We start from the raw sequence: 12,448 nt of genomic DNA on the forward strand, positions 1-12,448 counted from the left end.
GGAGGACCTATGAGCGACGACACCGTTATCGAAATTTCGAATGTCTGGAAAATTTTCGGAGGCAGACCCGAGGTGGCGCTGCAGGCGATCCGCGACCGCGGGTTGGACAAGTCCCAAGTGCTGGCCGAATACAACTGTGTTGTCGGCGTCGCTGATGTCAGCCTGTCGGTAAACCGGGGTGAGATTTTTTGCATCATGGGTCTGTCAGGCAGCGGTAAATCCACCCTGGTTCGCCATTTCAACCGACTGCTGGAGCCGACAGCTGGTAAGATCGAAATCGAAGGCACTGATGTCATGGCCTTGGGGCCAAAAGAGCTTCAGCAGTTTCGCAACAACAAAATCGGTATGGTGTTTCAGAACTTTGCGCTGATGCCGCATCGGTCGGTGTTGGATAACGTGGCAATGCCACTGGAAATCCGACAGGTCAGTAAGAATGAACGCATGCGTCAGGCTGCTGCTATTCTCGATATTGTCGAACTGGGCGCCTGGGGGTCAAAGTTCGCACACGAGCTGTCCGGTGGCATGCAACAACGTGTGGGCCTAGCCCGCGCTTTGGCCGCCAACCCCGACGTGCTTTTGATGGATGAACCGTTTTCGGCCCTTGATCCGCTGATCCGGCGACAATTGCAGGATGAATTCATCCGGCTGAGCAAGATTCTCAAGAAGACTACAATCTTCATTACCCATGACCTTGATGAAGCCGTCCGCATCGGCAATCGGATCGCCATCATGCGGGACGGCAAGGTGGTGCAGATCGGGACAGCCGAAGACATCGTCATGAACCCCGCTGATGATTATGTGGCTGATTTCGTTGCAGGTATTTCGCGCCTCAAAGTGGTGCGCGCCCATGCGGTCATGCGGCCAATTCCAGAACATATTGCGGCCCATGGACCGCTACCGTCGGATGCCCCGCGCGTGAATGAAGACGAAAATCTGAGCACGCTGATCAATCTGGCGATCGACAACAGTAGCGCAATCCTTGTGGAGGACGGCGGCGTGGATGTTGGCGTCATAACCCGTGCCGATCTGTTGCGCACCGTGATCGAAGGGACCGAAGTGTCATGAGCATTTCTGATGTGAACCCGCTGGAAGATACCGAAAGCGAAGCGGCCCTTGCCTATGCCGAAGAGCGGCGTGAAAACATTCGCACATTTGTGCGCACCAGCCCTGACTACTACATCCGTAATTTCGACAAGATTGGTGCATCGTCCCGCTTTACACCAACTTTCAATCTGATGGCCGGATTGTTTGGTCCGGTCTGGTTCGGTGCGCGAGGTCTGTGGTCATGGGCGTTACCATTTCTGATCCTCGAAACAATAGCCTTTGTGCAGATTGCGCGAGGGTTGTTCGGCGATCTGGCAGCCGAGGCAATGGAGCGTATTGCATCGATTGAAGGGACGCTTGAACTGCGCCGTCAGCAATTGGCGGCGGCTATCGAAAACAATTCGGACAAGATCGATGTCTATCAGCGAACGGTGGACTCGCTTGAAGAAAACATAGGGGGTATCCGTGCCGAGGCCGAGGCGATGGCAGCTGAAGGTCCTTACATCATTCTAACCGGCCTGATCATATTGATCATCATCAAATTCATACAGTCACAGGTGGCGAACTGGGCGCTTGAGGCGCGTTTCTCGGAGTGGCTATCGGATCGTTCGATCCGTTCGGCCATGCCGGTGTCGCAGATCGTGTTCAGCGCAATCTTCATGGCGTTAATCGTCGCCGCGGCAATGTTGCATTACAGCTTCCCAGGGCGCTTTTCACTGCTTAGCCATTTTCCGACAGACCCAAACATCCGCCTGACCAGTATCACTTGGGTAGAAGATTTCATCGCCTGGTGCGTACGCAACAGCGAGACCTTCTTTGATGGGCTGACATTCGGCATCCGCACTCTGTTGGATGCGCTAGAGGTCATACTGGTTCAGACGCCATGGATCGTGATTGCGAGCTTGATTATTCTGCTGACCTGGCTGACAGCGGGCATCAGAACGGCGATCTATTCGGGCGCATTTCTGGCCTATATGGGCCTGCTGGGTTTCTGGGAAGGTGCCATGACGACGCTGGCCTTGTTGGGGACAGCGGCGTGTCTGTCGATTGTTATCGGAATTCCGCTCGGCATGTTTGCTGCCCGTCGCCCACGGTTCTATGCGTTTATCCAGCCGATCATGGATTTCATGCAAACCATGCCAGCCTTCGTGTTCATGGTGCCTGTGATTGCGTTCTTCGGCGTTGGAAAGCCAGCGGCGGTTGTGGTCACGATGATTTTTGGCGGCACACCGGTGGTACGATTGACCGTTCTTGGTCTGCGTGGTGTACCAGAAAGCGTGCGCGAAGCAGCTATTAGTTTCGGTGCCAATAAGTGGTACTTGCTCACTAAGGTAGATCTTCCATTAGCAAGCCCATCGATCCGCGCGGGGATCAACCAGACGATTATGTTGTCGCTGGCGATGGTCGTCGTGGCCTCGCTGATTGGCGCCAAGGGGCTGGGTGAGGACGTGCTGGAAGCGTTGCAATATGCCAATGTGGGCCAAGGCATCCTCGCCGGGTTTGCGATCCTTTTCTGCGCCATGATCCTTGATCGCATTGTACAGGGTGGGCGCAAATGACACCTGTCGTATTCGTCCATGGATTTTTGGGCGGCAGTCGACAATGGTTAGGGCAAGTCGAAGCCCTGGCCGGTTTCAACGTCGTAGCCCTGGACTTACCGGGATTTGGTGAGAACGCACATCTCGAGGCCCCCACCAGTATTGCTGGATTTGCAGAGTGGGCGCTGTGCGAATTAACCGGGCGGGGAATTGAGCGATTTATCCTGATCGGCCATTCAATGGGTGGGATGATCGTCCAGGAAATGGTTACCCGTGCACCCGAACGTATCGACCGGTTGGTGCTTTACGGCACCGGAACGATTGGCATTTTACCCGGCCGGTTTGAGACGATCGACACTTCAAAGCGCCGCGCCAATACAGAAGGACCAAGAGCCACGGCCAGACGTATTGCGGCAACCTGGTTTCTTGATCGGGGAAAAGCTGCGGCCTATGAGGACTGTGCTATGATTGCAGAACAATGCAGCCTGCAAACTATGCTTATCGGGCTCGACGCGATGGAAGGTTGGAGCGGCGCCAAACATTTGGCGGATATCATGACCCGTACGTTGGTGATTTGGGGTGACCGGGATCGGACCTATCCATGGAGCCAAACCGAACAATTGTGGCAATCAATTCCCGACGCCAACCTCGCGGTGATACCTGGATGTGCTCACGCGACGCATTTAGAGAAGCCGGGGCTCTTTAATTCGATACTGCGAGATTTTTGTACCGCCTGACAGCTTGTCTGCAGCCAAAATGTTAGAACGACCGCTGTCGTGACCAATACCGGTCAATCCCGGATAGTGTAGATTTTGCTGCGAATGGGTATGCACGGGCAGCAAACGCCGGTATGCAACGCTGTATTTCAGTAATCCGCTCGGGTGTAGAATGTCTCTTATGGGCCGTTCTGCCACGATGCTAGTTCTGCGAAACTGGCAGATGCCGCGCCGCATCTGAGGTCGGCTCTGAGCCCTTACTGACTGATGCTGCGAGACGTTCGAACGTCCGGCGTTGCTTTTTTTGTTTGTGTGGAGCGGAGGTCAGTTCAGATCAGATTCAGAAGAGGCCCACATTCGAAGACCACCTAAAAGTTAGCCTGATATTTTGGCATCCTGCGCCGCGTCCCAACCCAAATTTGCAGACATTTCACGCGCAATAAGGGAGATCTGGGGACCAAGTTTTTCGCGGAACGCTGGCGTAAAGACCCGTACCGATCCGGTTGCACCGATGGACATCGTGGAACCTGGCCCGCTTGGCGCAAGGGGAGCTGCCACCGAACACATGCCGCGCTCAATCTCTTCCACGCATTCTGCGAAGCCGCGATTGCGAATGGTGTCAAACTCGGCTTCCAAGTCCTGCACGTTTGTCAGGGTGAATTCGGTGTAGGCGCGCAGCCGGCCTTCCATTTCGCTGGTCAAAAACAAGTCGGGTGAGAATGCAGCAACGGCCTTAGAGCAGGAACAGGCATGCAAGGGTCGTTTCCCCAAACCGGGATGGAGATAGGAGACCCCAGTGTCAGGTGTTTCAACGTGAATAATTTCCACGGATTTTCCGCGCAGACGGGACAGGAAAAATGCGGTGCCATATTGTTTAGCGGCTTGCTTTAGCGCAGGCGCAATCACCTCTAGCAGTGCACGGTCAGAGTGGTCACTTTTCGTGATCCGCTTCAGGCGGGAGCCGATTGTGAATGTACCACGGGCAACAGGTTCCAGTAGACCAACACCGACGAGGTCCTGCACCAACCGGTAGGCAGACGGCTTAGGCAGGTCAGAATGAGCGCAAATCTCGGCCACTGTAGTCTCGCCCTTTTGTCCAACAACTTCGAGGATGAATGTCAGGCGTTCCAGATGCATATTTTTACCTTGCGAGAATCTTTTTATCGATTTACGAGAATCTTCAAATGATCGCAAGGGAGGAATGTGAAGATGGACGGAGCATGTTGTGGCCCGGGGTATGCAAGCCCTGCCGAGGCGATCAAAGCGCCGCGTGAAAAACTCTTGTACACAATTGCCATCTACACCGGCACCGGCATTCAAAGGCCGGACTACCTAGCCACCGTGGACGCCGACCCGGAAAGCCCGACCTATTCACAAGTCATCCATCGCTTAGAGATGCCCGGCATCGGGGATGAATTGCATCACATGGGCTGGAATGCCTGTTCTTCCTGCCACGACGACGCTGGCATGAGCCGTAAATACCTGCTGGTGCCAGGCGTGCGGTCCAACAATATCCATGTGATCGACACCGGGACGGACCCGTTTGCTCCACGCCTTCATAAGGTGATTGACGGGGCCGAGATCAAGTCAAAAACCAATCTGAGCGGCCCACACACCGTGCATTGTTTGGGCTCTGAGATCATCATTTCCTTCTTAGGTGACGCACAGGGCGAAGCGCCCGGTGGTTATCTGCACCTCAACAAAGAATTCGAGATCGTTGGTCGTTGGGAAAACTCAATGGGCGATATCCCGTTTGGTTATGACTTCTGGTACCAGCCGCGCCATAACGTGATGGTCAGTTCCGAATGGGCCGCACCCAACACATTCATGCCAGGGTTTGATTTGGAAGAAGTGGGCCACCTGAAATACGGTCGCCGCCTGCACATCTGGGATTTTGAGAAAAAGGTGCCGGTCGAGACGATGTATCTCGGCGAAGACGGCCTGATCCCGCTGGAGGTAAAGTTTCTGCATGATCCTGACAGTACACATGGGTTCTGCGGTGCCGCGCTTAGCGCCAATGTCATCCATTTCTGGAAGTCCGAAGCTGGGAAATGGGAATGGGAAAAGATCATTGATGTGGAGAATGAACCGCATCCCGAATGGCCTATTCCCGTGCCCGGTGTGATGTCGGCCATCCTTGTATCGATGGACGACAAATACCTTTACCTCAATAACTGGTTGCACGGCGATATGCGCCAGTACGACATCTCTGACCCGCATAATCCTGTTTTGACCGGGCAGGTTTGGATGGGCGGGCTTTTGGGCAAAGCGCCCGAGGTCAATGGCGTCAAAGTGGCAGGCGGGCCGCAAATGTATCAGCTCTCGCTTGATGGCAAACGGCTTTATGTCACGACCTCGCTGTTCTCGACCTGGGACAACCAGTTCTATCCGGAAATTCGCACCCAGGGCGGTGTCATGCTGATGATCGACTGTGATGTCGAAAACGGCGGTATGAAAATCAACGAAGATTTCGTTGTTGATTTTGGCAAAGAGCCAAACGGACCAAGCCGCTGCCATGAAACCCGCTATCCCGGTGGCGATTGTACAAGCGACATCTGGCTGTGAGCGAAACCCGCACAATCACAATCGCCAACCGCGATGATGCGACCTATCAGGTCGACGCCCGCCGTCCGTTGCTGGACGCTTTACGCGAACAGGGAGTCGATCTGCCCTATGGCTGCAAATACGGCGGCTGCATCACCTGTGCGGCCAAACTGACAGCTGGCGAAGTGGATCAGCGCAGGCAAGTGGCGTTGAACAATCGCCAGATCAACAATGGCTATGTTCTGCTGTGTGTGGCCCGCGCGGTGAGCGATTGCATATTGGAAATCGGCGTCGAAAGCCACGACAAACTTTATCGCAACCCCTTCCTTGATCCGCTGGAGCCGCATGAGCTGAAGGCGGATATCGCGACCCCTAAGGAGGCTTAAATGCCCGAAGCTGACATCGATCACCTGTATGATTACGCGCCCGAATATCTGGCGGACATCCTGCGTTCGGTCAAAACCATTGCGATGGTGGGGGCCAGTGGCGACAAGACCAAGTTCAGCTATGGCGTGCTGCGTGTGCTGCACGAAACGGGCTATGACATGATCCCTGTCAATCCAAACCCAAAGCTGATCGAAATTCGCGGCATACCTGTCGTTCATTCGCTGGAAGAGATCGACCGGCCCGTGGATATGGTCGAGGTCTTCCGCCCGAAAGAGGAACTTTACGCGATCACCGAGAAAGCCATTGCAATCGGCGCCAAGGTGCTTTGGGGCCAAATCGGCGTTTATGATGACCGCGCGGCCGCGCTTGCCGAAGAAGCGGGGCTGAAGGTGGTGATGAACCGCTGCCCCAAGATCGAGCTGTTCCGCCCGTTCTGGAAGCCCCGTCTTGATCTCGCAATTTGACTGAGAGCGGCACAGAAACTCATGTGGCCTCTGCCTGCGCATACGGCTGTAGCGGTGCCATAAATTGGCCGCTCGACGCACTATTGGACTGGCTCAAAACCAATCGAAAAAGGAAACCAAACATGGCTCAGACGATCACCAAAAGCGCGAAAGACATCGTAAAGGTGGCCACGAAAGCGGTGCCTGCGATCAGTGCCGAAGAGGCATTGGCCTTGGTAGGCTCGCTCGATCACGTTTTTGTCGATCAGCGCGATGGTACGGAATAGGCCAAAACCGGCGTCATTGAGGGTGCTGTCGCATCGTCGCGCGGCATGATGGAATTCCACATCGACCCGGAAAGTCCTGCGCACAAGCCGGAGTTCAGTCAAGATAAGACTTACGTGTTCTATTGCGCATCGGGTGGGCGTTCTGCCATGGCGGCGGTGGTGGCCATGGATATGGGACTGTCGCCCGTTGTGAACCTGACCGGAGGCGTTGGCGCCTGGAAAAAGGCCGGGGGCGCGCTGGAATAAATCATGGAACCTTCAACAAATTTCCCAAATCTCAATATGGCAGCAAAGCCTAGTGTCGAAGGGTTCTTTGATCCTGCCTGCAACACGATTTCTTATGTCGTGAAAGACCCCGCATCTAACGCCTGTGCAATAATCGACAGCGTTCTGGATATGGATTACGCCGCCGGGCGGATCACTTACGACAGTGCCGATCGCTTTGATCGACGCCATCCAGTCACAAGGCTTGTCGGTGGAGTGGATCATTGAAACCCATGTCCATGCCGATCACCTGTCTGCTGCACCCTAAATTCAGGATAGGCTGGGTGGCAAAATTGGCGTTGGTGCAGGCATCATCGAAATTCAGGACACCTTCGGCAAAATCTTCAACGAAGGCACGGAATTTCAACGCGACGGGTCGCAGTTTGATGCTTTGTTCGAGGATGGTGACACCTACACCATTGGCGAAATGACGGCCTTTGTGATTGCCACGCCGGGCCACACACCAGCCTGCATGGTGCATGTGATTGGCGACGCCGCCTTTGCCGGTGACACGCTCTTTATGCCTGACGGCGGCTCAGCCCGCGCAGACTTTCCGGGTGGTGATGCAGGGCAGCTTTACGATTCTATCCAAACCGTGCTGAGCCTGCCGGGCGAGATGCGCCTGTTCATCTGCCACGACTATGGCCCCGGTGGGCGCGCCATCGCGTGGGAGACCACAATTGGCCAGCAACGTGCCGACAACATCCATGTGGGTGCTGGCAAATCGCGCGAAGATTTCATCAAGTTCCGGACGGAGCGTGACGCGCAGCTGGCGATGCCCAAACTGATCATACCGTCCCTGCAAGTGAATATGCGGGCCGGCGAAATCCCGTGCGACGAAAGCGGCGCACCTATGCTGAAAGTTCCACTCAATGGCCTATGAGGGCGAAATGCAAAACGATGATTTGATCCTGCGGGCTGACATCGATGGCGTTACCGTTCTGACTCTGAACGCGCCCAAGTCGATTAATGCGTTGTCAGAGGCGATGCTACGCGCTCTGTCTGACACATTTGACGAAATCGCAGAAGATCGCAGTGTCAAAGCAGTGATCTTGCGTACCGGCGGTAATCACTTTTGCGCGGGTCATAACCTCAAAGAAATGTCGGCGCGCCGGGCGGATGCCGACGGTGGATTTCAGTATTTCCAAGACCTGTTTGCGACGTGTTCGGCGATGATGCTTCGGGTGGTGCGCTTGCCGCAACCTGTAATCGCCGAGGTCAAAGGGATTGCCACAGCGGCGGGGTGTCAGCTTGTTGCGTCCTGTGATCTGGCGGTGGCCGCCGACAACGCAACTTTCGCAACATCGGGCGTGAATATCGGGCTATTCTGCTCAACCCCGATGGTCGCGCTTTCGCGCAATGTGCCGCGCAAGCTGGCGATGGAAATGTTGCTTTTGGGGGAATTCCTGCCCGCAGCCCGCGTCGCCGAAATGGGGTTGGTCAACCGCGTGGTGCCCTTGGCGGAACTGGAAGCGGCATCCACAGAAATGGCTAGGATCATTGCCTACAAATCGCCGTCCGCCGTCAAGATCGGCAAGCGTGCCTATTACGAACAGCTCGAAATGCCGCTGGAAGAGGCCTACGCCTTTGCCGGTCGCACGATGGCGGAAAACATGATGGCCAAAGATGCCGAGGCCGGTATCGGGGCCTTCACCCGCAAAGAACCGATGCCTGAATGGACCGGGGAATGATCTACGAGGGCCCGGAGCTTGCCCGTAATGCAGCGAACCACACCGCCCTGTCACCGGTTTCGATCCTCAAACGCGTCGAGCGCGTGCATCCAGAGCTTCCGGCGCAAATCCATGGCCACATCCGGCGCAACTGGGGCGAGGTCGCGGAACGTTGCAAACGGCTGGCCTCTGCCCTGGCCAAACGCGATATCGGCAAGGGCGATACCGTCGCCCTGATTGCGCCGAATATCCCCGAGGCGCTGGAATGCGCGCTGGCTGTGCCCATGCTGGGCGCGGTTCTGAACGCGAACAACACGCGGCTGGACGCGGGCACGATCGCTTATATTCTGGATCACGGCGACGCCAGGGTTTTGTTGGTCGATACCGAATTTTCCGATCTGGCCACTGAGGCCGTCGCCCAATCGGGCCGTGACCTGTTGGTCATCGATATCGAGGATAGTGAAGGCCCGGGCGGCGAGAAAATCGGCACGTTGACCTATGATGCGCTGCTGGCGGAAGGCGACCCGGATTTTGCCTATTCCTTGCCGGAGGATGAGTGGGACGCACTTGCTCTGAGCTATACGTCAGGCACCACAGGACGGCCCAAGGGTGTTGTCTATTCCCATCGTGGCGCCTGGACCAACGCGGTCAACAATGTCGTCACATGGGAAATGCGGCATCATCCGGTTTACCTGTGGACGCTGCCGCTGTTCCACTGCAATGGCTGGTGCTTTCCCTGAACAATCACCATGCTGGCCGGGACGCATGTGTTCCTACGTGCGCCAAGGGCCGACGCGATTTATAACGCCTTCGCCGATCATGGCGTCACCCATCTTTGCGGAGCGCCGATCATCATGTCGATGATCTCGGGCGCAGAGGAAAAACGCGACTTCCCGCAATACATCAATATGATGACCGCCGCCGCCCCACCTCCGGCCAGTGTGATTGCAGGAATGGAGGCGATGGGCATCTCGATCACCCATGTCTATGGCCTGACTGAGGTCTATGGCCCCGCGGTGGTTTGCGCGGAAAAACCCGATTGGGCAGCACTGCCAGCGGAAGAACAGGCAAGCCTGAAAGCCCGCCAAGGCGTCGCGTATGAATTGCAGGAAGACGTGCTGGTCCTGAACCCCGACACATGTGCGCCCGTGCCATGGGATGGTGAAACGCTGGGCGAAATTGTCTTTCGCGGCAACATCGTCATGAAGGGCTATCTGAAAGCGCCCGAGGAAACCGCCAAAGCCCGTCTTGCGGGATACCAGCGGCCAAAGAAGGTGATCTTTGGTGAGCTGCCCAAGACCAGTACCGGAAAAATCCGCAAAAACGAACTCCGAGATTTGGTCCGCGCAAATAGCTGACCTCCCACACAATTAACTGGATACACGTCATGTCCCATCAACTTAGCTTTGCCCAGTTCAGCTTCGGAACACAGGTCCGAAAATCCCCTTACTCCGACGCAGCCTTGCGGTGGGGGGCCAAAGGATTTTCCGTCTACAACCACATGTACATCCCCCGCGATTTTGGCGATCCGAGGCAGAATTTCTGGAATCTGGTCAATGAGGCGATCCTGTGTGACGTCTCTGTCGAGCGTCAGGTCGAGATCAAAGGACCGGACGCGGCAAAGTTCACCCAATTCCTCAGCTGCCGTGATCTTTCGAAATGTGAGGTCGGACAATGTAAATACGTACTGATTACCGACCAGAGCGGCGGGATCATCAACGATCCGATTCTTCTGAAACTGGCCGAGGATCATTTTTGGCTGTCTATTGCGGACAGTGACGTCCTTCTCTGGGCGCGCGGTATTGCGGTGAATTCCGGCATGGATGTGGAGATTTCCGAACCCGACGTGTCACCGTTGCAGCTGCAAGGCCCCAAATCCCGCGACGTTCTGCGCGCAGCCTTTGGCGATGCCCCGACCGAGCTCAAATACTACCGGTTCATGGAATTTGACTGGGACGGCGTGCCTTTGATTATTTCACGCACCGGATGGTCAAGCGAGCTTGGTTACGAGATTTTCCTGCGCGACGGATCACAAGGTGACCGGCTTTGGGAACATCTGATGGTCGTTGGCACTCCTTTGGGTCTCAAGCCCGGCCATACATCGAGCATTCGCCGGATCGAGGCGGGCATGTTGTCGTATCACGCGGATATGAACCTTGCGAACAACCCCTATGAGCTGGGTATGGGGCGTCTTGTCGATCTGGACACGGAGGCTGATTTTGTCAGCAAGGCGGCCTTAACCAAGATCAAGGAACAGGGCGTGTCGCAACAGCTAGTCGGTCTGGAAATTGACGGTGATCCTTTTATCGGATCCATTGATTTCTTTTGGCCCATTATCAAGGGTGGCGTGCAGGTCGGCGCGGTCACGTCTGCGATCTATTCCCCAAGACTGGAAAAGAACATCGCACTTGCGATGATCAGCATCGACTACGCAGCATCAGGCGGGGTCCTACAGGTAGATAAGTTGAGCGAAATGCGTATGTGCACTGTCGTGCCGATCCCGTTTTACGATCCCAAGAAATCACTTGCCTCAGCGAGCTGAATGGGCCGCTGCATAGGTTTGGTCGCCTGTGCAGCGAAGCGTTTCCCCTCGATGTAATCCGCGTTAAAGAATACGGAGCATAAGTGAATTCCCTGACTACGATCATAGAAAACGACGGTTTCGTATTGCCGAATTGGAAGCAGACATTGAACAGCCTCATCTGACTGGTCTAAGTTGATTGTTAGGGTCAGGACCCATTGAGTTCCGTTTTGCGGCGTGATTCACGGTTCAAAAACGAGCGGTGAACATGTCTGATCTCTTCTGACTTACGGATGCGCAAATGGCGCGTCTGGAGCCGTTTTTCCCGAAGCCCCACGGCAAGCCGCGCGTCGATGACAGGCGTGTGTTGGGCGGGATTATCTTCATCAATCGGAGGTTTGCGGTGGTGGGATGCCCCTGCCGCCTATGGACCGCACAAGACGCTGTACAATCGATGGAAACGGTGGAGCGACAAGGGCATCTTCGCGCGAATGATGGCCGGTCTGGCCGCCGAGCACGGCGAACAGAAGACTGTAATGATCGACGCGACCTATCTGAAGGCTCATCGGACAGCGACCAGCATGGGCGTCAAAAAGGGGGGCGTGGACGCCTGATTGGCCGAACCAAGGGCGGCTTGAACACCAAACTGCACGCCATCTGCGACAGTCAGGGACGCCCGCTGAACCTGTTCATAACCGCAGGACAGGTCAGCGACTACATCGGTGCTCGGGCTCTGTTCAGCGGCATACCGAATGTCGATTGGCTACTCGGAGATCGCGGGTACGATGCCGATTGGCACCGAAAAGCGTTGCAAGACAAAGGGATACGCGCTTGTATCCCCGGTCGGAAGCAGCGCAAGACAACGGTGAAGTACGACAAGCGCCGATACAAACGCCGCAACCGGATCGAGGTCATGTTTGGCAGGCTCAAGGATTGGCGCCGTGTGGCAACCCGTTACGACAGGTGCCCGAAGGTCTTCCTCTCAGCAATCGCCCTCGCAGCTCTCGTCATCTATTGGCTATGAGTCGTCAGCA

Annotated in this window: 11 protein-coding genes and 3 pseudogenes; 13 read left to right on the top strand and 1 reads right to left on the bottom strand. The window is 55.7% G+C overall.

What is annotated here, in order from left to right; genetic code table 11:
- Positions 1–9 precede the first annotated feature (9 nt).
- The 3 genes from AC2FIC_RS03595 to AC2FIC_RS03605 are packed head-to-tail and all read left to right on the top strand — an operon-like array spanning position 10 to position 3,319.
- Complete coding sequence (locus tag AC2FIC_RS03595; RefSeq protein ID WP_142639705.1) at positions 10–1,065, top strand: quaternary amine ABC transporter ATP-binding protein; 1,056 nt, start codon at positions 10–12, stop codon at positions 1,063–1,065.
- On the top strand, positions 1,062–2,603 hold the full coding sequence (locus AC2FIC_RS03600; RefSeq protein ID WP_496691942.1) for an ABC transporter permease: 1,542 nt from the start codon (positions 1,062–1,064) through the stop codon (positions 2,601–2,603). The genes AC2FIC_RS03595 and AC2FIC_RS03600 overlap by 4 nt, the downstream gene beginning before the upstream one ends.
- Positions 2,600–3,319: an alpha/beta fold hydrolase gene (locus AC2FIC_RS03605; RefSeq protein WP_496691943.1), complete on the top strand. Its 720-nt coding sequence runs from the start codon at positions 2,600–2,602 to the stop codon at positions 3,317–3,319. The genes AC2FIC_RS03600 and AC2FIC_RS03605 overlap by 4 nt, the downstream gene beginning before the upstream one ends.
- Before the next feature lie 354 nt (positions 3,320–3,673).
- On the opposite strand, the gene AC2FIC_RS03610 is transcribed toward AC2FIC_RS03605, so the two are convergent.
- Positions 3,674–4,435 carry an IclR family transcriptional regulator gene (locus tag AC2FIC_RS03610; protein WP_496690604.1) on the bottom strand — a complete coding sequence of 254 codons (762 nt, stop codon included), beginning with the start codon at positions 4,433–4,435 and terminating at the stop codon, positions 3,674–3,676.
- 72 nt (positions 4,436–4,507) lie between these two features.
- Here AC2FIC_RS03610 and AC2FIC_RS03615 point away from each other — a divergent pair, with 72 nt between their 5' ends.
- From AC2FIC_RS03615 to AC2FIC_RS03660, 10 genes and pseudogenes are all read left to right on the top strand, one after another.
- Entirely contained in the window at positions 4,508–5,863 is a 1,356-nt protein-coding gene (locus tag AC2FIC_RS03615; protein ID WP_496691944.1) for a selenium-binding family protein, read from the top strand.
- Positions 5,860–6,228, top strand: a complete 369-nt coding sequence (locus AC2FIC_RS03620) for a 2Fe-2S iron-sulfur cluster-binding protein (RefSeq protein WP_142640391.1) — start codon at positions 5,860–5,862, stop codon at positions 6,226–6,228. The genes AC2FIC_RS03615 and AC2FIC_RS03620 overlap by 4 nt, the downstream gene beginning before the upstream one ends.
- The gene (locus tag AC2FIC_RS03625) at positions 6,229–6,693 is read left to right on the top strand and encodes a CoA-binding protein (RefSeq protein ID WP_142640390.1); all 465 of its coding nucleotides are present in this window, start codon (positions 6,229–6,231) and stop codon (positions 6,691–6,693) included.
- A gap of 122 nt (positions 6,694–6,815) precedes the next feature.
- Positions 6,816–6,959 (top strand): hypothetical protein, encoded by a 144-nt coding sequence (locus AC2FIC_RS03630; protein WP_334223335.1) that lies wholly within the window; start codon positions 6,816–6,818, stop codon positions 6,957–6,959.
- Positions 6,960–6,974: 15 nt separating this feature from the next.
- Positions 6,975–7,205 (top strand): rhodanese-like domain-containing protein, encoded by a 231-nt coding sequence (locus AC2FIC_RS03635; RefSeq protein ID WP_345742134.1) that lies wholly within the window; start codon positions 6,975–6,977, stop codon positions 7,203–7,205.
- A 3-nt stretch (positions 7,206–7,208) separates the two neighbouring features.
- Positions 7,209–8,106: pseudogene (locus AC2FIC_RS03640) on the top strand (MBL fold metallo-hydrolase).
- Between the two features lie 7 nt (positions 8,107–8,113).
- On the top strand, positions 8,114–8,914 hold the full coding sequence (locus tag AC2FIC_RS03645; RefSeq protein ID WP_496691945.1) for an enoyl-CoA hydratase: 801 nt from the start codon (positions 8,114–8,116) through the stop codon (positions 8,912–8,914).
- Positions 8,911–10,251 (top strand): annotated as a pseudogene (locus AC2FIC_RS03650) (AMP-binding protein). The gene AC2FIC_RS03645 and the pseudogene AC2FIC_RS03650 overlap by 4 nt, the downstream one beginning before the upstream one ends.
- 29 nt (positions 10,252–10,280) lie before the next feature.
- Positions 10,281–11,435 carry a glycine cleavage T C-terminal barrel domain-containing protein gene (locus AC2FIC_RS03655; RefSeq protein WP_496691946.1) on the top strand — a complete coding sequence of 385 codons (1,155 nt, stop codon included), beginning with the start codon at positions 10,281–10,283 and terminating at the stop codon, positions 11,433–11,435.
- A 277-nt stretch (positions 11,436–11,712) separates the two neighbouring features.
- Positions 11,713–12,438 (top strand): annotated as a pseudogene (locus tag AC2FIC_RS03660) (IS5 family transposase); the annotation flags it as partial.
- Between the last annotated feature and the right edge of the window lie 10 nt (positions 12,439–12,448).

The organism is Ruegeria sp. CDSC079, from assembly GCF_059610505.1.

Bases quoted from the DNA above. Each gene is read 5' to 3' on its own strand.
- AC2FIC_RS03595 (WP_142639705.1), top strand. From the start codon at position 10: ATGAGCGACGACACCGTTATCGAAATTTCGAATGTCTGGAAAATTTTC.
- AC2FIC_RS03600 (WP_496691942.1), top strand. From the start codon at position 1,062: ATGAGCATTTCTGATGTGAACCCGCTGGAAGATACCGAAAGCGAAGCG.
- AC2FIC_RS03605 (WP_496691943.1), top strand. From the start codon at position 2,600: ATGACACCTGTCGTATTCGTCCATGGATTTTTGGGCGGCAGTCGACAA.
- AC2FIC_RS03610 (WP_496690604.1), bottom strand. From the start codon at position 4,435: ATGCATCTGGAACGCCTGACATTCATCCTCGAAGTTGTTGGACAAAAG.
- AC2FIC_RS03615 (WP_496691944.1), top strand. From the start codon at position 4,508: ATGGACGGAGCATGTTGTGGCCCGGGGTATGCAAGCCCTGCCGAGGCG.
- AC2FIC_RS03625 (WP_142640390.1), top strand. From the start codon at position 6,229: ATGCCCGAAGCTGACATCGATCACCTGTATGATTACGCGCCCGAATAT.
- AC2FIC_RS03630 (WP_334223335.1), top strand. From the start codon at position 6,816: ATGGCTCAGACGATCACCAAAAGCGCGAAAGACATCGTAAAGGTGGCC.
- AC2FIC_RS03645 (WP_496691945.1), top strand. From the start codon at position 8,114: ATGCAAAACGATGATTTGATCCTGCGGGCTGACATCGATGGCGTTACC.
- AC2FIC_RS03655 (WP_496691946.1), top strand. From the start codon at position 10,281: ATGTCCCATCAACTTAGCTTTGCCCAGTTCAGCTTCGGAACACAGGTC.